Source organism: Mesomycoplasma ovipneumoniae, assembly GCF_024758565.1.
In the GTDB taxonomy this organism is placed as follows: Bacteria; Bacillota_I; Bacilli_A; order Mycoplasmatales; family Metamycoplasmataceae; genus Mesomycoplasma; species Mesomycoplasma ovipneumoniae_B.
The window spans coordinates 613,270-634,441 of record NZ_CP079199.1 but is presented as its reverse complement, the minus strand read 5'-3'; the positions used below and the strand labels follow the sequence as shown (position 1 = coordinate 634,441).

The window sequence follows — 21,172 nt, the reverse complement described above, 5'->3', positions numbered from 1 at the left end:
TTCTATATTAAGACTAAATTTTATCTAAGTTTGCAAATCTCTCTGTTATTTATTATAAATTCCTAAAGATTTAAAGCTTTTCAAGGCTTAATTCTTTAGGTTTTTTTGTGCTGTTTTAAAGGCAAAAATTAGTTGCTTTTTGCTTAAATCCTGTGTTTGCCAGTTTGATGGTAAAAATTCACTTTTTAGTGAATGTAAATATGAAAAAATACCCGGATTTATGGGTATTTTGACACTAAAACCTTAATTTCTATAGTTTTGAAATTAGCTCTTTGTAAAAAAAAAAAAAAAATGTTTGGTCTAAGAAAAAATTATGTTATAATAAATCTCACTTAAGAATAATTAATAAATTTGATATTGAATTAAGGGGGAATTGGTTATGTTTTTGTCATAAAAAAATCAGAAAATTCGACTTTTCCATTATATTCTTGAATATGATGGTATGCCTTAAATTTCACCGTTTAGAAATCTAGAAATTAGGGCTTTTAATTATTGTTCTTTCAAAACTTCATATATTTTTTTAGGCTCAATGTAACTAAAAACGAGTTTTCTATTTGCATTGAGTTTAAATAGTAGTTGTACTTTTTTATGATTTTTATTGTTTTATCCATAAATTGATTTTTGTCATGTTTTAAAATAGGTAATTAACTTTTGCCAAAAAAGTTAAAAAAGTGTCCAAAACTAATAAACCAGGACACTTTTTTAAGATTATCTTATCAAACTGGAAAACTCGGGAAAATTAATGACTTTTTACTTAAATTAATGCACTAATTTACCCTGTTTTTTCAAAATTTGCTCACTTTTTAGAAATTATTCTTTATCCGTGTCGCTAATTTTGATATTGTATTCAGATAATAATTCAGGATTTATTGATGAAGGTGAATTTAGTAATAAGTCCAAACCTTTTGAATTTACTGGAAAAGCAATAACATCACGAATTGAGTTTGTTTGTAATAAAATCATAATTAGACGATCAAGACCAAAAGCAAACCCTCCATGAGGTGGGACTCCAAAATTAAAAGCCTTTAAAAGAGTACCAAATTGAAGATTAATTTGATCTTGATTAAGACCTAAAATTCTAAAAATTTTACTTTGTAATTCAGAATTATTAATTCTTATCGAACCAGAACCAAGTTCAAAACCATTAAGGACAAGATCATAAGACTGAGCACGAACTTTTATAGGATCAGTATCTAAAAATTCAATATTTTCAACAAGCGGTGCGGTAAATGGGTGGTGAGCGGAAGTTATTTGCTGATTTGAATCAAGCTCAAAAAGCGGTCAGTTAATAATTCAGGCAAATTTAAATTCATCTTTATTAATAAGGTCGTATTTTTGTGCCAATAAATTTCGTAGAGCCCCAAGAGCCAATGATGTTTCTTGATAATTATCAGAAATTAAAAATAAAGTTCCATTTTGATAATTGTTGTCTGATAGTCAACTTTCAAGCTTAGATTTTAAGACAGATTCATCAGTTTTAAAGGAAAAATATGAAATTTTTCCGGATTCAATATGAATATATAAAAGTCTGTTTGCATTATGTTGTCTTATTTTTTCAGAAAAAATTCGGTAATCCGCTTTTGAAATTAAAACATTTTCAAGAAAAATTCCGCGAGTTTTTCCTTGGAAAAGTGGGTCTTGACCATAAAGAAAATCAAGAGAAAATAATTTATTTTCAAATCGCAAGTCAGGTTTGTCGGTTCCATATTTATCAATTACAAAATCATAATCAAGCCGCGGAAATTCAATTTTTGAATTAGAGTAAATTTTTTCTCACAAATATTTTATAAGGTTTTCAATTTGATTAGAGATTTGTTCAAAATTACTAAAGCCAAATTCTAGATCTAGTTGACAAAATTCAAATTGGCGGTCTTTTCTTAAATCCTCATCACGAAAAACACGGGCAAATTGGAAGTATTTTTCAAATCCAGAAACCATTAAAAGCTGCTTATAAATTTGAGGTGACTGCGGTAAGGCAAAGAATTTTCCTTTTTGACGAGTAGGAACTAAAAAAGATCTTGCTCCCTCAGGTGTTGATTTTGACAAAATCGGGGTTTCAATTTCGATAAAATTATTCTCAAAAAGGAAAGAGCGAATATAGTGAAAAACTCTATAACGAAAAGTCAAATTTTTCTGCATTACTTCCCGACGTAAATCTAAAAATCGGTATTCCAAACGTAAATCTTCATTAGCGTGAGCCTCGTTATAAATTTCAAACGGGATTGGCTGTGAAAATGAAAGTGTTTCAAAATTTATTGCATTTATTTCAAGATCACCATTATGAATTTTTGTATTTGGATTGCTTCTTAAGGATAAAATACCTTCAACACGAACAACAGATTCTTTTGAGTATTTATCAGTTTTTTTGGTATTTTGGTCAATAATTACTTGAAAAATTCCGTGATAGTCACGGATTACCACAAAGGTTTTATTTTTAATTTTGCGAATATTTTGGACTCAACCTTGAATTGAAACTATATTGCCAATTTGATCTTTGGATAAATTTTTTGAATTATACATGAGTTTCTCCGTCTATAATTGTTCTTAAAAATTTAAAATCAATGTTTAAAAGTGAAATGACCTTATTAATAGATGTTTGAAGGTTTTTAATTGATATTTGGCCAGGTTGTTCATCTTTTTCAAAGAAAAAAGCAAATTTTGCGCCAGATTTTTTTGCTTTTTGAAATCCATCTTTAATTGATAGAGGCGATTTATTTAAATCAACTCGAAAATTTTGCTCACGAAGTAAAATTGCAAGTTCAAAATTTTTAAGAATTTCATCTTGACTAAACCCGATTAAATAAAAATCTAAATTTGTTAGTTTAGTGGGGCAATTAGATTTAAAAATTTCTATTAGACGCTCAATTCCAAAGGCAACACCGATACTTTTAAAATTAGACATGCCAAATTTTTGTGGTAAATTATTATAACAACCTCCACCAGCAAAAGTTAATTTTGAGCCTAAAATTTTGTCAGTATCGATAAATTCAAAAACAAATTCATCATAATAATCAAGCCCTCGAACTAAAGAATAATCAATCACGTAATTAATTTTAAATTTTTCAAAAATTGAAATTATTGAATTAAAATTTTTCTTATCTTCAACTGATCAAAATTCGCTTATTTTTGGGGCTGATTTAACAAAATCTTTAGAAGATTCTACTTTGTCATCAAGAATTCTCAAAGGATTATTCCTGATGCGTGCCTTAGAAATAGGCTCAAGTTGATCAATATATTTTTCAAAATATTGACTTAAATTTTTGCAATATTCTTCTCTTGTTTGTGAATTTGAAAGGTAATTAATTTTAAGTTGGTAATTTTGAATTTTAAGATTTTCAAGAATTTTAGTAACTAAAAGAATAACTTCTAAAATCTGTAGAAAAAATGAATCTGGTTTATAATTAGTAATTTCAAATCCGGCTTGGTAAAACTGACGAAAACGTCCTTTTTGTGGCTTTTCATAGCGAAACATAGGTCCAAAATAAAAAAATTTCTTTTCAACTTGGTGTAATTTATGCTGTCAAATTGCCCGCATGATTGGCGCAGTTCCCTCGGGTCTCAAAGCTAATTCTCGATTTGATTTATCTAAAAATTTATAGAGTTCTTTGGTTACTATATCTGAAATTTGACTAGTTTTTTCGAAAATTTCTGCATACTCAAAAATTGGTGTTTCAATATATGAGAAATTAAATTTTCTAGCATATTCAAAAAAAATATTACGGATTTTTAGGAATATTTCACTTTCTTGCTCAACAATATCATAAGTACCCTTAGGACTTGAATTTAAGAATGTTTTCATTTTTAACCTTTAATTTTAAACCATCGAAAATTTTAACAAAATAATAACCAAAAATTAAAATAGATATTTTTTAGTAATTATTTTAATTTTTGGTTATTTATTTCTCATAGTCATTAATGCTTGCAAATGTTTGTTCATGAACCTTCTGAACATTTCAATATTTAGCGTTAATTCTTTTTTGTTTTTTATAGTTTCGATATGCTTCTAATTTATTTCATATTCTAGTTGCGACAAATAATGAAGAATATGTTCCGATTATAACACCTATAAGCATTGTTAAACTGAAAACTACGTCAATTGATTCATAGAAAATCATCAAAACTATGATTGTAAAAATTGTTGTTAGGGATGTAAAAATAGATCTTTTAGCAGTATCTTTAATTGCTTCTAATGAAATTTGGTTAATTTTTTCACTTTTGTAAACATCAACGTGATTTGTTTCGCTAAATTTGGACTTAATACGGTCAAATACAACAATTGTATCATTTACAGTATAACCAATTAGAGTTAAAATTGCAACAACCAAATTTTGAGATATTTGAATTCGAGTAATAATAATCGCACAAAAGACCATCAAAACATTAAACAATTGAGAAAGAATAATTGCAAATGAAAAAGTTCATTTAAATCTAATCAATGTAAAAATACTTACAAAAACAAGCGCTAAACCAACTGAGAGTATTGCATTAAAAATTAATTTTTGTGCTTCTTCATTTGAAATTGAATAGTTTGTCATTCGAATATTTGAGAAATTACTTTGAATTTCCGAATTAAGACTCGAAAGTCTGGAAGCTAAGTCTAGTTGGGTTTTGACTTCAATATTAAAAATAGAAGATGATTCATTTAAAGGATTTAAAATTATTTGCGAATTTGTGCTATTAATATTATGTGAATTTAAAAAATCAATTATTTTATTAGCTTTTTCTTGGTTTATCAAATCAAAACTTGAATTTGATGTTTCAATTAGCAAGTTTGTCCCACCACTAAAATCAATAGCTAAATTAAAGCCTGAACCAAAAGACTTGTAAATTCCGGCAAATGTTGCAAAAACTACTAAGGAACCTAAAAACAAAACAAGCGGGGTTCATCTAGAATATTTATAAATTTTTTCATAATTAATTCGTGAATAAACCGATTGGTAACCACGTTCATATTTTTTGAAGTAAAAGTTTTTTATACCTAAGAGTCAAAATCTATTCTTTTTTTGTAAAAAATCAGCTTTAAGAATAAAGCTTGTGAAAAATTTTGTAAATCCAATTGTAACTATTAGTGTAAAAACAATTGAAAAAATAAGAGTAATTGAGAAACTTTTTACATTTTTGGTTCCAAAAAAGAACAAAACAAGCGCAGCTATCAGTGTTGTAACATTTGAGTCAATAATTGCATTAAAAGAGGTACGATTAGCCTGGGAATTTGCTTTTATTACGGAATTACCGGCATAAATTCTCGACTTAAATAATTCAAAACTAATCACATTTGCATCAATATTCATCCCAATTCCAACAACAAGCGCTGAAATGGTTATTGGAGAATATTCACCTCGAACAATTGTGAAAAAAAGTAATGTCAAAAAGACATAAAGTGAAAGTGAAATTGTTGCAACAATTCCTAAAAGACCGTAATTTACAATCAAAAATAACGAAATTATCCCAATGGCTAGACCTATTGCGATTCAACCAGCAATAAAGGCTGAATCAGATTTGGTTTTGCTAACAAACGAAGCTGACAAAAAATCTAATTTATAATCAGCAGTCCCATAATTAATATCCAGCGCTAATTGTTTTGCCTCTTGAGGAGAAAAATTACCTGTAATTACAAAGGATTGCCCGTTTAAAGCTTGACTAACTGTTGCATCGGAAATTAAATACCTTTTTGCATCAATCTGAAATTTTTTAAGTGAAGGTTGTAAAATTTTTTGGTCTGGCAAAAAATCAGGGGTAGTTTTTTCGCCAACGTGTAAAAAATTATATATATTTTTATTAGCATTTTCCCATTGAAGCGGGAATTTTTCTTGGGCAATTTTTTTAAGTTCAGAAATATTAGATCAAATTAAAATTCTGTTTTGACCCTGAGGTAATTTTGAAATATATTCAGTGGCTTTAGTTCACTCTAATTGAGCATTGTTGTCTTTTAATTCGATTAATACTTGATTACTTGATGGATTTTGTGGATTAGGCTGTGAAAGGGCAGAACCAGGAGCAAATGGAACTAGCCAATTTGACTCATCACCATTTTCAAGACTAAGGTTTGTTTCGAATTTACCGTCAAAAAACAGTGGATTTGTGTTAATATCTGTAATTGTCAGTGTTGGTTTATTGACTATTTCTTCAATAAATTGATCTAATTCACGGTTATTAGAAATTTTATTACGTGAAATTCTTATTCTACCTTCACCTTCGGTAAAAACGTTGGTACCATTCAAATTAGCCCCGCCGGTTAAGCGCTGAAAAATAGCCGAATCTGCCTCCTGAACAACTTTTGAAGATGGAATTTTCCCGTCCAAAGTTTTAACTTGAACTAAAACTTCAGCACCACCACCATATTCAATTGAGCGATTAATGTTCTGTGAAATATAGTAATTTGAAACGAGAAAAACACCACTTCCCAGAAAAGAAAATGTTAAAAAAGCAAGAAAAAAACGCTTTCAACTATTAAGCGAAAACAACCTAACAAAAAAATTGCGTATTTTCATGGCTTTCCCTTCTAATAAATTAAAAATTATACCATGTTTTGCTTAGCAAAAGCAAAAAAATTTTTTGCAAAATATTAGCACTTTTTAGAGTTTTCTTTATTTTTATTGTATAATTTTTATGTTTTTTGAAAAATGTACAAGAAAATTAATATTAAAGATCAACAAATTTCTGAGCTAATTAATTTAGAAAGTCAAAGGCAAAACGACCAAATTGAGCTAATTGCCAGTGAAAATTATGCTTCCGAAGATGTTCTAAGCGCAAATGGAACAAGTCTGAGCAATAAATATGGCGAAGGTTATCCCGGAAAACGCTATTATGGTGGCTGTGAGTTCATTGATAAAATTGAATTAATTGCAATTGAACGTGCAAAGCAACTTTTTGGGACAAAATTTGCAAATGTTCAACCCTATTCAGGCTCAAGTGCAAATTCAGCCGTTTTTGCCGCACTTTTAAAACCTGGAGACAAAATTCTTGGTCTTGATTTAAGCTCAGGCGGCCATTTAACTCACGGATATAAAGTTAATTTTTCTGGAATCTTTTACAACGGAATTAGCTATTTTCTTGACAAAAATGAAATGCTAGATTATGATGAGATCGAAAAAATAGCTCTTGAGACCAAACCAAATTTAATAATTTGTGGCTATTCAGCTTATTCAGGCTTGATTGATTTTGCTCGTTTTCGACAAATTGCCGACAAAGTTGGAGCCTATTTGCTAGCTGACATTGCCCATATTGCCGGTCTTGTTGCCACAGGCGTCCATCCTTCGCCAGTTGGAATTGCTCATATAATAACATCAACAACCCAAAAAACTCTGCGCGGACCTCGAGGTGGCTTGATTTTAACAGATATTGAGGAAATTGCAAATAAAATCGACAAAATTGTTTTTCCTGGAATTCAAGGTGGTCCACTTTTTAATACAATTGCCGCAAAAGCTGTTGCATTTAACGAAGCACTGCAGCCTTGATTTAAAGATTATTGTGAGCAAATCGTTAAAAATGCTGCTTTTTTTGCAAACGAATTTGCAAAAAAAGGCGCAAGAATTGTATCAGGAAAAACCCAAAATCACCTTTTTATTGTTGATGTTAAAAAAACCTATGATCTAACAGGCAAACAAGCACAAATTTTACTTGAATCAGTAAATATTATTACAAATAAAAATACAATTCCAAATGATACTCTAAGTCCTTTTGTAACTTCAGGAATTCGTTTTGGCACTCCAGCAATGACTTCGCGCGGTTTTAAGGAAAAAGAATTTGCTATTCTTGCTGAAATTATTGATTTTGTTCTGAAAAAGAAAGATTTAAGTCCTAGCGAAATTGAAGAAATTAAGCTAAAAATTCAAGAATTAACAAAAAAATTTCCAGTTAAGTCTAGTTACTGAATTTAAAAAAATAAATTATTTTCAATTTAGGAAAAATTATCTTCATTTTTAAGAAGATGGTTTTTTTATTTTTTTTCTGAGTTCACCAGTTTGATGGCAAAAATTCACTTTTTAGTGAATCTAAATATGAAAAATACCCCTAAATCCGGGTTTTTTGAGACTAAAATCTTAATTTTTATTATTTTAAAATTAACCCATTGCAAAAAAAAAAAAAAAATGCTTGGCTTAAAATAAACTTATGTTATAATAAGTCTCACTAAGAATGGATTAATAAATTTTGATATTGAATTAAGGGGGAATTAGTTATGTTTTTGTCATAAAAAAAATCAGAAAATGCGAATTTTCCATTATATTTTTAAATATGATGGAATGCCTTAAATTTGACCGTTTAGAAATCTACAAATTTAAGGCTTTTAATTATTGTTCTTTCAAAACTTCACATATTTTTTTAGGCTCAATGTAAGTAAAAAGGAGTTTTCTATTTACATTGAGTTTAAATAGTAGTTGTATTTTTTGTGGTTTTCGTTATTTTTTCCATAAATTTATTTTTGCCAGGAATATTCAATATTCTGTGTTTTAAGTTAAAATTTTAGCTTTTTTAGTTTACTTTATTTGATTAATAAGTAGATTGTTAGATTTAAAATTTAGTGCTTTTTCTTTAATAGTTATTTTTTCCTATTTAGCAAAAATCATCTCCATTTTTAAGAAGATGATTTTTTATTGGTTTGAGTTTTAATTAATATCTTTGCTATATTTGTAATTACTTATTTGACTATATACATGTTTGTTATTTAAATATTTTTGGTAGCGGGCTTTTGATTTGAGAGTTCATAAGTTTAGTGGTAGACCAAAAGCTTCAATCATCCCTGGTTCTTCGTCATATAAATCTATTCAAGGATGGAGGTACTTGCAAATTTGTTTAATTTCTTGTTGACTTACACTTGTTAGTTGAGTTTTAGTTCAAAATAAAAAACCAAGTTGATATTTAGAGTTTAATTTAAACATACGCTCAAGTGTTGAAAAATTAAAAGATGAAAAAATTATTTTGTCAAAAAAGTCTTTCCCATATCTAACTGATAAGTCATCAATAACTCTTTCAATTCCAATGTATTCAGTTTGGTCAGTTTTAAGTTCAACATTAATTACTTCAAACTTATCTAGATAAAGATCTAAAAAGTCCTCAAGTGTTAAAATGGTTTGTTTTCGAGTCTCAAGTTGAAAATGTAAACTATGATCATCATTATATAATTCAGATAAAGTGCTATTTGCAATTATTTTATCCACACCAGCTGTTCTTTTAGTATCCTCGTCATGAATGACAACTATTCTATTATCTTTAGTTAAATGAACATCTAATTCGATTCCATCAAAATTAAATTCATATGCTAAATCAAAAGCTAGTTTGGTATTTTCAGGTGCGATTCCTGAATAACCACGGTGCGCTATTAACAATTGTTTTTTAGGCATTATCTAATTCCCTTCAGCGATAATTTGTTTTGCCTAGCTTTTTAAGTTCAGCGCGATTGTGTAAAAAGACTATTAGACCACAAATTGTTCCAAATAAGGCAACACCTAATGCGATTGTTAAAATTAATTGGTAACCTAAAGGTGAAGTATTTGTTTGTCCTTCAATTGTATAGATTTTTCCAACATATCCTGATAATTCATAGAATCAAGCATCTGGTGAAAAGGCAATAAATGAAAGAATTCCAACTGAACTTGCATAGTTATTTTTACCAATTTCAATTTCAGCAACTTGAGTAAATCGAAGAGTTACCATTACTCATGATAGAGAACCTGCTATTAAGAATAAAATTGTAGCCAATATTATAAAGAAGATAAACAGTGGCGTTCCAGGCTCTTGAATTCCGGCTAAGGTAAGAAGTAAAATAGTTAAAATAACAAACATTCCTGTCACTGCTGTTAAAACTAAAATGAGAATGTAACTTCTAAATTTGTCAGCATAGTAACCAACATAAGAACTAATTAAACCTCGAAGTCCATAAGTTCTAATTCCGCCAAGAATTGTAACTAAAATTGTAGGTGCTAAAAAGACATTATTTAACACTTGAACTAAGTAATAGGCAAAAACTGATTGGAAAGTATACATTCCCATTACAAAAATTGAAAGCATTCATAGTTTTCAATTTTTAAGTGAGACAAAAATTTGATTAATATTTTTCTTGATAGATTCTCAACTAATTTTGTTAGTATAACGTTCAATTTTTTTCTCTTTAACAAAAAAGAGAACCAAAAATGAAGTAATTACTAAAAAACTACCGATTGTAAAAGTATAAGCAGCAAAAGGTGTAGAATTGATTTCTCTAGTATTTTGATTGTCTGGATAATAAACTGATGTAATAATTAAACCAATAACAAAAACTAGGAAAAATCCAATTACACCATTTGCACTACCTTGAATTCCATAAGCAAGACCTTGGTTTTTTTGGTCAGTTTGCTGTGAAACTAGTTTTCAAAGTGGGGTTCAGAATATTAGGGTTGATGTAATTCCTCAAAGACCTCAAATAATTTTATATTGAGTCAAAGCACTTTCTTCACCTAATTGTTGAGCATTTTTGATTGTTATACCAAATCAAAATGTAATAATTCCCGTTGATAAAACTGCAATAAATAAGAGTCAACGCGAACTAATCCTATTAGATAAAAATCCACCTGGTAGTTGAGTTGCAAGTGTAACTCAACCAATAATGGCTGTCAAAGAAGCTACTTGGTCTTCACGAATTCCTAAATATGTGTGCAGGTTAGGCACAATATTTTTTAAATAATAAGGGGCAGCAATAACAAAAACATCAGCGGCTGCTAATATTATTAAAGCAAAAATTTGTGATCAAGTAAAATCTTTAAATTTGCTAAAAAATCTTGTTTTAACTATGATTTCTCCTTTCAAAAAATTAAATTTACTATATTAATAATCATATAATAAATTTGCAAGAAAGTTTTAAAATTCCGGCCAAAAAAGCAAATATGAAATATATTCGTAATTTTTATTAAAAAAGCACAAATTTACTAAATTATTTCATAAATGGAAATAAAAAAAATGCAACGATAAAATTATTTTACTATTTGTTGCATTTTTATTTACTATTTGGGAACATGACATTAAAAAATGTCATGTTTTTAGAATATTAATTTTTAATAACGTGTTTTAGGGGTGTGATTAAGAACTAGAGGTTGAAGGTGATGGGGTTGAACCTGTTGAAGTTGATGATGAAGATGATGAAGATGATGAAGATGATGAAGATGGTGAAGATGGTGAAGATGGTGAAGATGGTGAAGATGGTGAAGATGAAAACTTACCTGATAAGAAATCCGTTAAAAGTTGTGTTATATTAAGATTTGCAACAAAGCCATTAATAATACTATTAATTATTGAAGGAAATGTGATTTTTGAGTGGTTTTTAGGATCTTTTGCATTTTTTTCTAGATCGGCTAATAGTTTATTAAGTGCAGCTTTAAGTATATCAGTATCTGGGGTCTTTAGATAAGGTTTAGCAAATTCTGCAAGTGATTTTAAAATTTCTGCTAGAGATTTTTCTGATGCTGATTCAGGAATAACCTTAACAAGATTGCTAGCATAAATGTTTCGTGATTTTTTAACTAAGTCTTTAAAATCTAATTTTCCAAAAATGTCTGAACTTAAAACTGATAACATTGAATCAGCCAAATCTCTTTTATCGGCACTCATTAGTGCATTTTGGGTTTTTTCAAATTCAGACTCATCACTAATGAAATCAGTTTCGGACTTATTATCGTTTATTTTCTTCAATAGTTCTTCATTAGTTTTTGCAACACTTGATAAATCAATAACACGTTTATATGTTAAATTTCCTGAAGCGTTATCAGTGAATTTTGTAGATTTTTTGATACTATCAACAACAGCACCAGTTTGAGATTGATCGGTCGCTAATTTTAGCAATAATTGCTCAGCTATTTTTTTATATCCCTTAATTTGAGGGTGAATATCAAATTTTGTGGCTCCTAATGTTGTATCAGAATCATTTCAAACTTCTGCATCAAATGGATCAACATAATTTACATTAACTTTTTGGGCTGTTTCACGAATCGTAGTATTAATTTCTGTTGTAATTTTTTGGAAATAGTCTTTTTCTAAACCAAAATTGTTAGCAAAAAGGTTACTTAAAACTTGTACTAAAAGTGAGTTTGGCAATTTATATGGAAGTAAATTTATATGTAAATTAGGATTAATTGTCTTTAATTCTTTTAAAAGATTTTCTAAATCTGATTTTAATTCTTTTATTTTGGCTGAAATTTCGTTTTGAATATATTTGGCTATTTTTGGTTTTAAATCGGGTTTTTTCTTAGGGTCAGGAGGAGTTGTTTCTTGGGCTGTTTCTACAGTAATTTTATCCAATTCCTCTTTAATTCCAGATGTTTCAGGTGATAAAAGTGGACCAAATTTAGTTGCAGCTAAGAAAATATCATTAGCACCAAGAGTCATTGTTAAAAGATTAGCGCTTTTAATTTTCTGAGTTAATTCAGGATAACTTGATTTATTAAAATTGCCAAAAACGGTAGATAAATCATTGAATTTTGTATTTTGATCGTTATTTTTAGGCACAAAAGGATTATCAGCAACTTTTCCAGCTGGGTATTTTGTAGGATTAATTAAATTAAGTCAATTTTTTACTGTTGCACCAGAAAAGGCCAAATTATCATATGAAACAAGCGAATCTTTGTTTAATTTTTGCAAAAAGTGTGCAAAAAAGGAAGGATACGAAAGACCACTTACGCTTCCTGAGTTAAGTTTACCTTGAAAATCGCGATATGTATCTTGATTGAATCCGGCGGTAACAGAATCACCAATTGCTAAATAGTTAAATCTTGAAAGTTGTGTTGATTCTTGTGATGAGATACATGCAACAAACGTTACTGTAGTAGCTATTGGTAATAAACCTAATGATATAAATTTTAATCTTTTTCTAACGGGATAGTTTTGAAGATTTTTGTATTTCATACTGTTCCTTTCGATTTTAGTTTAATAAATTTAAAATTATACTAAAAAAAAGAAAAGATAAGAAACAAAAAAATGTAAATTAGTATATTAACTTATCAAACAGAAGATTATTTTTTATTTTTGCATGTAATTTTTATAGTCAAAATTATTCTTAGCCTTATTAAATACCAAACTTAATTTCTAGCAAAGGTTGCCCAAAAATAAATTTTTCCTGAGTTTGCCAGTTTGATGGCAAAAATTCACTTTTTAGTGAATATAAATACGCAAAAATAGCCGTAAATCTGTGTTTTTTGACTGCTAAAATCTTAATTTTTATTATTTTAAACTAACCTTTTGTAAAAAAAAATGTTTGGTCTAAAATAAAATTATGTTATAATAAGCCTCACTAAGAATGAATTAATAAATTTGATATTGAATTAAGGAGGAATTAGTTATGTTTTTGTCATAAAAAAATCAGAAAATGCGAATTTCCCATTATATTTTTAAATATGATGGAGTGCCTTAAATTTGACCGTTTAGAAATCTACAAATTTATGGCTTTTAGTTATTGTTCTTTCAAAACTTCATATGCTTTTTTAGGCTCAATTTAAATAAAAACGAGTTTTCTATTTGCATTGAGTTTAAATAGTAGTTGTATTTTTTTATGATTTTTGTTGTTTCATCATAAATTGATTTAAATTGATTTTGCCAGTGTTTTAAACTAAAAAAGTAGTTTAAATATTTTATAATTTTGCTTTTTAAGTTAAAATTTTAGCTTTTTTAGTTTGCTTTATTTGATTAATAAGTAGATTTTGCATTCATGAGTGTTAGATTTAAAATTTAGAGTTTTTGCCTTGATAGTTATTTTTCCTGAGTTTGCCAAAAAAGTTAAAAAAGTGCCCAAAACTAAACCAGGACACTTTTTTAAGACTATCTCATCAAACTGGGAAACTCGGGAATATGCTAATTTACTTTATTTTGCTAGATCTTTATTTAAAGGAAACTAAATTATAATTGATTTTAGCAAAAAACAACGGTTTTAGAATTAACCAATTTAAAAAAGAAACTAATTTCCTAAAATTTCAACTGAAATTTTAGTCTGAAAAACATTAATTACTAGGATTTTTTACTAAAGGCGATATTTCTTGAAATATAATATACAGATTCAGCAAGTGTAGGGTGGGTAAAAGCTGAATTTTGAAGGTCAAAAATTGTCATATCTTTGCTTATTGCTAATGCAATTTGGTTAATCAAAGTTGCTGAATCTTCAAGGAAAATAGTTGCTGATAGAATTTTGTAAGTGTTTTTTTCATAATTAATTTTGACAAAACCAATTTCAAAATCTAAGTTAGCATGGGCTCTTGGCAAATTTTTTGCAAAAATTTGCGCTGATTCAAATTCAATTTTTGCACTTTCTAACTCTTTTTCACTTTTTCCAACAAATGAAATTTCTGGATTTGTATAAATTGCAAACGGAACGTTGGATTTTACAAATTTTTCATCAGATTTTTGGTGCAAAATATGTTTTGCAACAACATCTCCTTGTTTATATGCACTCGTTGATAACATCATAATTGCGTTTAAATCACCAATTGCATAAATGTTTTCTTCTGAAGTTTGAAAAAATTCGTTTACTTTTAAAACACCATTGTCATATTTTTCTAAATTTAACTCACAAAATGAATCATTATTAACAATTCTACCAACTGCAAGTAAAATATTTTGAGTTTTATGTTTAGAAATAGTTTCACCTTGCTGAATAAGTAGACCATCAGTTTCGTATTTTAAAACTTTCGCATTTGTTATGATATTTATTTTATCTCTTTGGATAATTGAATTAACAGCGTCTTTTATTGACTCATCAAAATTGCCAAATAATTGTTTATTTGATTCAATTATAGTTATTTTTTTGTCAAAGTTGGCATAGAAACTAGCAAACTCAAGAGCAATAACTCCGCCACCAATTATTGTTAGTTCATCAAAATCGTGATAATCTAAAATTAAATCATCAGAAGTATAAACATTTGCATTTTCAATGCCTTCAATTTTTATTTTTCTTGGACTGCTTCCGGTTGCAAGAACTATTTTGTCGGCATAAATTTCGTTGTTGTCAGCTTTAATTATGTTTTTAGAAAGTAATTTTGCTTCTTGGTTAAAAATAGAAACACCAGCTCCTTCTAGGGCGCCTTTGATTGCTTGTTGCAATTTTTTACTATTATTGCGAGCATTTTCAAAGATTTTTTCTAAATTAAATGTGTGGGTAGATTCAAAACCGTATTTATGTGAATTAGACATTAATTGTCTTATTTTTGCAGATTTTAAAATTGTTTTAGTTGGGATGCAACCCCTATTTACACAAGTTCCGCCTAAAGAATTTGATTCAAAAAGTGCGACATTTTTGCCGTTTTTAGCTAAAATAATTGCCAAAGAGTATCCACCTGGGCCACCCCCAATTATTGCAATATCAAATTTTCCCATATATTACTCCTTTTTTCAAATTAAAATTAATAAATTATGAGCAGCAAACTTTTTAAATAATTTTTTCAAAAAGCATGCTTGCTTATTTAAATATTTTACAGCAAAATTGTAAAATATTTAATTTATTCAAAATTAAAGTCTATTTTTAATAAATTTTTTAATTTTTTTTAGTAATTTTAGGCAACAAAAAATACTTTTTTAGCATAGTCGCTAAATTAATTATTTAAGAGAAAAATTTATACTAAATTTAAATTTTTAATAGCCAAATTTCTTAATCATTTTAGGGTCGTTAAACCATTTTTTGGCAACAGCTACTCTGTTTTTTAAAACAACTTTTTTACCAAAAATCTCTTCGAGTTCTTTGCGAGCGTTAGTACCAATTTGTCCAAGAACCGCGCCAGCTTTACCAATAATTATTGGTAAGTGTGATTTTCTACCAACATAAATTGTTGCATCAATTCGAATACAATTTTTTTCTGATTCGTCAAAATTGTCAATGACAACAGCGGTTTGGTGTGGAATTTCATCATCAACATTCAAAAGTATTTGTTTTCTTATTATTTCTTTTGCAAAAAAACGTGAACTTTGATCGGTAACATCTAAATTATTGAAAAAATGATTTGAGGGATAGGCATATTTTTCAATTTGGGCTAATAAATTGGTTCTTAAATCATCAAAATTAGTTGAAAAAGGTAAAATGCTATCGAATTCAAATTCAAATTCCTTCATTTTTTGTGACTGACTTTCGAAATTAAATTCGTCATCTTCAATATCAGTTTTAGTAATTATTGCGATTTTGTTTTTAATATCTGAAAGTTTTTTAGCAAATGCTTGTGTGTCTTCATCGATTGGTTCGTTAACTGGGTGCAAAAAAAGAACAAGATCTATTCCCTCAAGTGTCGAGTTTATCGCGAAATTCAGGGAATTACTTAAATTATTAATTTTATTATGAAAACCGGGGGTGTCAACAAAAACTATTTGAAGATTATCTTTATTATAAATTGCGTTAATAGCATCTCTGGTAGTTTGAGCTTTTAGACTAACGATTGAAACCGGAAATTGAACAATCGAGTTTATTAGTGAAGATTTACCTGAATTAGGTCGGCCAATAACTGCAACAAAACATGTTTTTGTTTCCATATTTATAAAAAATCCTTTTTAAATTGCAAGGGGAGAAGTTGATTTAATTTTTTCTCAACAGATTCTGCTTTTGAATTATAAAGAAAAATACTAACATTTTCAGAAAAAAATTCAACAAAAACTTGTAAACATTGACCACAAGGGACAATAAATTTACTAGATTTTGGGCTATAAATGTGAATTTCTTTAAAATTTTCAGGATTAACTCCTTGGGTAATTGCCTGAAATATCGCTACTCTTTCGGCGCAAATTCCTGCAGGATAAACGGCATTTTCAACATTAATACCTTCAAAAGTGTGCTCTTGTTTTGTTAGTAAAATTGAGGCTACTGGAAAATTAGAATAAGGACAGTAGGAATTTTTGCTTAGTTTTTTTAGGGATTCAAATATTTGTTCCATTAGCGAAAAATCTCCAAATTTTTTAAAATGTTTTCCACTTTTTCGTGCATAAATTTATTATTTTCATCATTGTCATGATCCAAACCTAGTAAATGATAAAGGCTATGAACAAAAAGGTATGAAAATTCGCGTTTTTGGGTGTGATTATAGTCTTTTGCTTGCTTTTGAATTTTTGATGGTGTCATAAAAATTTCGCCTAAAAAATGAATTTGCAAATTATTTTCTTCGATTTTTAAACCACTTGGAAATGATAAAACATCAGGAACATAATCTTTGTTTTTGAATTTAAGGGCTAGTTTTTGGGCTTTTTTTTCACTTATTAGCATCAAATCTAGATTAATTTCACCTTGTAAATTTTCATTTTTTGCAAAAATTTCAAAAATTTTTTTAAACAACTTTAAAAATTTAAACTTAACCTTACTTTGATTTTCGAAATTAATTAGAATTTTCACCATTTATATTTAATTTTATTCTATTTTGTAAAAAGATCCAAAAAATTACCTGTATTTTTTAAAAAAAGAACGGCCGGCAATTGAGTTTTTGGTTTTAATAACAGTGATTTCGTGAACTCAACAACAAATTCATTCTGTTTTACATTAACGATTTTTGTAATTTCAAGTCTAACTACTTGGTCCTGGAATTGAAACTGGGCAAATGAATCTTTATCCATTAAATAATATATGTCTGAATTTATTGTTGTAAATGTTTTATGTTTTTCATCAATTTCTAAAATAAAATTAACGGTCCTATAAGTTTTTATTTGAAAAAAATAGTAAAAACTTGCGCCCATCAAAATTAGCAAAAAGACACTAATTATTATTGTTATCTTATTGTTTTGATATATCTTTGATGTCAAAAGTTTCTCCTTGTTCAATTACATATCTTTTTGAATGAGAGATCTCGATAAACATTGCATTTTTTTGGTAATTGGAAATTACTTTCTTTAAAAATTCGAAATTTTTTTCATCGATATTTTCAAAAGCCTCATCTAATAAAATTAAGTCGAAATCCTTAGTTAAAAGTTGCAAAATTGCGATTATTTGCTTTTGTCCACTTGAAAAATTTGAGCCATTGTTAACAAATTTTGAATCAAGGGAAATTTGCCATTCATAAAGCATTTCTTGAATGTCAAACCGTTGAAAATTATTAATCAAATTCTGAATTTTTTCAGGATTTTCATTTGTTATAAAGGAAAGAACACTAATGTTAGGGAAATAATTTTGTGATTTTATGTAGCAAATTCTCTTGCGCAACTCGTTTTGATCATAATATTTTAAATCAAGATTATTAATTAAAAAATCACCGTTATAAACAATTTCCTGATTTAAAAGTCGTAAAAATGTAGACTTTCCGCTTCCATTTTTTCCAATTATGTGCAAATTTTCTTTTATTTGCATTTTTTCAATATAAAAAAGCGTCTTATTTTTATAATAACTCACGCTTAAATCTTTTAACTTTATATCTGAAATTTTTTGGTGATATTTGCCGGTTGTCTCTTTTTCAATATTAAGTACAAAATTTAAAAGCTCAAATTCCTTTAAAAAAATTGGCAAGTTAGTGACTATATTAACAAATGAAGAGAGCGGATTAATAAAAAAACTAAAAAAACTTAAAAAAAGCAGTAATTCACCAATTGATAATTTTTTATCAAAAATCCAAAAAGAGGAAATAACCACAATTAAAATTGGCGCTATCGAAAAAAGAAAATTATTAAAACTAGATAAATAACTTTCTTTTTTCCAAATATTGAATTCTGACTTTTTATAACGGTAATATTTTTCATCGAATTGATGTTTTAAATTTTTATAAACATCATCGTGCTTTAAATTTTCAAGCGAAAAAATCATGTCATTTGTGCTTGTGAGACTATTTAGTTGGTCTTCCATTAAAAATTGGTGATTTTTTGAAATACTTTTTCGCACAATTATGCTAATAAAAAGGTAAATTATGCCTATTCCAATAATTAAGCCCAAAATTTTAATATCTATCCACAACAATATAAAAAATGAAATTAAAAAAGTAATAACCTCATTAAAAATATGATAATAAAAACTGGCTGAAAAAGCTGCAAAACTTGGAATTAAATTAATTCTTCTAATGTAATCATGATTGTCTAATTTTAAAAGTTGAAAATTTTTACCTGTTTTTAGTGCATTAAAAAAACGGTCAAAAATATCTTTTTCGATTTTTAGTTCAATTTTGTGAATATATATTTTTTTAATAATATCCTGTAAAATTCGCCAAATTACAATCCAAGCAAAGAAAATACTCACTTTTATAACAAGGCCAATGTCTTGCTGTGGCAAAACCTTGTCAATTATTGTTTTCATGAATAATGAAGATAAAAAATTACTAACTGCAGTTATAAAAAATAAAAAAATAAGATATCAATTACTTTTTGACTCAAGGAAAAACCACCAATTATTCCATGATTTATCTTTTACTTTTGATCTTTTATACTCAGGATCTTTTTGGGCAAAAATTACAACATTTTGGAAAATTTTTGCCATTGTTTCAGTTTTAATTTTTAATTTTCCTTTTAAGGGATCAATAATTTCAAATTTTGATTTTTTTACTTTTGTCAATAAAACATAATGATTTAAATCACCAGTTTTAATTAAAATAATTGTTGGTTTTACGATCTCTAAATTTTTTAAATTCTCATAAGGACCCCCGTAGGATTCAAGAATAATTCCAAATTCCTTTGCTAATCGCTCTAAATTAGCGATGTTTATCCCATCATTTGAATAAAAAGCTTTTGTTTTTAAAGAGTTTATTGATATTTTTTTATCATAAAAGAAATGATAAATTGATTGAAGAACCGCCAATCCACAATCTTTTAAATCCTTTTGCAAAAATACTTTCATCTTCTGCTCTAATTGTTGTAAAATTTATTAAAATATTAAAAAATAGAAAAATTTAGGAAAAACTAACAAAAAATTATGGAACAATACAAATTTAATCGCATTTTCTTAATAGTAACCGACTCGCTTGGAATTGGTGATGATGGTTTCCAAGACTCATTTGGCGATTCGGGCGCAAATACTTTATATTGTGTTTCAAAAACTGGTGAATTAAAAATTCCTTTTTGAAAAAAAATGGGAATTTCTAATGTGGCTAAAATTGAAAATAGTGGCAAAATAAATAAAGAACCACTTGCTTATGTTTCAAAAATTATTGTAAAATCAAAAGCCAAAGACACACTAGCGGGTCATTGAGAAATGATGGGAATTGAAACTCTTAAGCCTAACCCAAATTTTGATCAGGGTTTTCCTAATGAACTAATAAGAGAGCTCGAAAAAGCCTTTGATAATCGAGAAATTATTGGCAATAAATCAATTAGTGGAACTGTGATTTTGTCAGAATTAGGACAAAAATCTATCGATGAGGGCAAAATAATTGTCTATACCTCACCTGATTCCACTCTACAAATTTGTGGTCATGAAGAAAAATTAGGGCTTGAAAATCTATATCGCTATGCAAAAGCTGCAAGAAAAATTTGTTCCTCAAAGCCAGAATGAAACGTTGCTCGCGTTATTGCTCGCCCTTATATTGGCCAAAACGGAAAATTTACACGCACTTTTAATAGACATGACTATGCAAATACACCGCCAAAATCAATTCTTGACAGATTACAGCAAAAAGGAATTGAAACTATAGGAGTCGGTAAAATTGGTGATATTTTTTCAAAACAGGGGCTTGATACAATTTTTGGACCTGACAGTGATGAAAATAATATGGATATAGCAATTGAGATTGCCTCCAAATCCACAAAAAATCAATTTATTTTTGTGAATTTGGTTGAATTTGACTCAAGTTATGGTCACCGTCGTGATATTATGGGATATTGCCAAAATTTAAATAATTTTGACATTAAACTAGCAAAATTAGTAAATGCTTTAAAAGAGGATGACTTATTAATTGTTTCTTCTGATCACGGAAATGACCCTTGTTTTCCCGGCACAAATCATACCCGCGAGGCACTACCACTAACAATTTTTTCAAAAAAATTCACATCAAAGTCAAAAAAATTAAAAAATCCTGTTGATTCACTTGCAACTATCGGGAACATAATTGCCAGAAATTTTCAAGTTGAGCTAGCAGAAATAGGTGAAGATATTTTTGACTCTTTAGAATAATTATTCCCTAAACTTACTAGTTTTTAATATTTTAATTTCAGAATTTTTCCAAAAAAGGACTAAATAATTGCTATAAGTTCTTTTTAATATATTGAAAAATGATAAAATTTTATTAAATTTAAAGTATAATTTATTATTTTTTTATAATTAGTCAGATTTAAACTCAAT

Annotated in this window: 14 protein-coding genes; 2 read left to right on the top strand and 12 right to left on the bottom strand. The window is 28.0% G+C overall.

Annotated features, from left to right (window positions below; all coding sequences use genetic code 4):
• Nucleotides 1-810: 810 nt before the first annotated feature.
• From aspS to secDF, 3 genes are all read right to left on the bottom strand, one after another.
• Entirely contained in the window at nucleotides 811-2,520 is a 1,710-nt protein-coding gene (gene aspS, locus KW512_RS02410; protein ID WP_258841238.1) for an aspartate--tRNA ligase, read from the bottom strand.
• A complete protein-coding gene (hisS, locus tag KW512_RS02405; RefSeq protein WP_258841237.1) occupies nucleotides 2,513-3,799 on the bottom strand; it encodes a histidine--tRNA ligase in 1,287 nt (428 codons plus the stop codon). Before hisS ends, aspS begins: the two co-directional genes overlap by 8 nt.
• Before the next feature lie 97 nt (nucleotides 3,800-3,896).
• On the bottom strand, nucleotides 3,897-6,491 hold the full coding sequence (gene secDF, locus KW512_RS02400) for a protein translocase subunit SecDF (RefSeq protein ID WP_258841236.1): 2,595 nt from the start codon (nucleotides 6,489-6,491) through the stop codon (nucleotides 3,897-3,899).
• Nucleotides 6,492-6,623: 132 nt separating this feature from the next.
• Here secDF and glyA point away from each other — a divergent pair, with 132 nt between their 5' ends.
• The gene (glyA, locus tag KW512_RS02395; RefSeq protein WP_258841235.1) at nucleotides 6,624-7,880 is read left to right on the top strand and encodes a serine hydroxymethyltransferase; all 1,257 of its coding nucleotides are present in this window, start codon (nucleotides 6,624-6,626) and stop codon (nucleotides 7,878-7,880) included.
• 726 nt (nucleotides 7,881-8,606) lie between these two features.
• Here the strand turns inward: glyA and KW512_RS02390 are convergent.
• From KW512_RS02390 to KW512_RS02350, 9 genes are all read right to left on the bottom strand, one after another.
• Complete coding sequence (locus tag KW512_RS02390) at nucleotides 8,607-9,341, bottom strand: glycerophosphodiester phosphodiesterase family protein (RefSeq protein WP_258841234.1); 735 nt, start codon at nucleotides 9,339-9,341, stop codon at nucleotides 8,607-8,609.
• The gene (locus KW512_RS02385; RefSeq protein ID WP_318034555.1) at nucleotides 9,334-10,770 is read right to left on the bottom strand and encodes an MFS transporter; all 1,437 of its coding nucleotides are present in this window, start codon (nucleotides 10,768-10,770) and stop codon (nucleotides 9,334-9,336) included. The genes KW512_RS02390 and KW512_RS02385 overlap by 8 nt, the downstream gene beginning before the upstream one ends.
• A gap of 282 nt (nucleotides 10,771-11,052) precedes the next feature.
• Nucleotides 11,053-12,870, bottom strand: a complete 1,818-nt coding sequence (locus KW512_RS02380; protein WP_258841233.1) for a GDSL-type esterase/lipase family protein — start codon at nucleotides 12,868-12,870, stop codon at nucleotides 11,053-11,055.
• Between the two features lie 1,095 nt (nucleotides 12,871-13,965).
• The gene (locus KW512_RS02375; RefSeq protein WP_258841232.1) at nucleotides 13,966-15,327 is read right to left on the bottom strand and encodes a dihydrolipoyl dehydrogenase; all 1,362 of its coding nucleotides are present in this window, start codon (nucleotides 15,325-15,327) and stop codon (nucleotides 13,966-13,968) included.
• Between the two features lie 255 nt (nucleotides 15,328-15,582).
• Nucleotides 15,583-16,467: a GTPase Era gene (era, locus tag KW512_RS02370; RefSeq protein WP_258841231.1), complete on the bottom strand. Its 885-nt coding sequence runs from the start codon at nucleotides 16,465-16,467 to the stop codon at nucleotides 15,583-15,585.
• Nucleotides 16,468-16,469: 2 nt separating this feature from the next.
• The gene (gene cdd, locus KW512_RS02365) at nucleotides 16,470-16,865 is read right to left on the bottom strand and encodes a cytidine deaminase (protein WP_258841230.1); all 396 of its coding nucleotides are present in this window, start codon (nucleotides 16,863-16,865) and stop codon (nucleotides 16,470-16,472) included.
• Nucleotides 16,865-17,317: an rRNA maturation RNase YbeY gene (ybeY, locus tag KW512_RS02360; protein WP_258841824.1), complete on the bottom strand. Its 453-nt coding sequence runs from the start codon at nucleotides 17,315-17,317 to the stop codon at nucleotides 16,865-16,867. The genes cdd and ybeY overlap by 1 nt, the downstream gene beginning before the upstream one ends.
• Nucleotides 17,318-17,337: 20 nt before the next feature.
• On the bottom strand, nucleotides 17,338-17,721 hold the full coding sequence (locus tag KW512_RS02355; protein WP_258841229.1) for an MAG1140 family protein: 384 nt from the start codon (nucleotides 17,719-17,721) through the stop codon (nucleotides 17,338-17,340).
• Nucleotides 17,693-19,732 (bottom strand): Mbov_0121 family peptidase domain-containing ABC transporter, encoded by a 2,040-nt coding sequence (locus KW512_RS02350; protein ID WP_258841228.1) that lies wholly within the window; start codon nucleotides 19,730-19,732, stop codon nucleotides 17,693-17,695. Before KW512_RS02350 ends, KW512_RS02355 begins: the two co-directional genes overlap by 29 nt.
• Before the next feature lie 75 nt (nucleotides 19,733-19,807).
• On the opposite strand from KW512_RS02350, the gene KW512_RS02345 reads away from it, so the two are divergent.
• A complete protein-coding gene (locus KW512_RS02345) occupies nucleotides 19,808-21,004 on the top strand; it encodes a phosphopentomutase (RefSeq protein ID WP_258841227.1) in 1,197 nt (398 codons plus the stop codon).
• Nucleotides 21,005-21,172 lie beyond the last annotated feature (168 nt).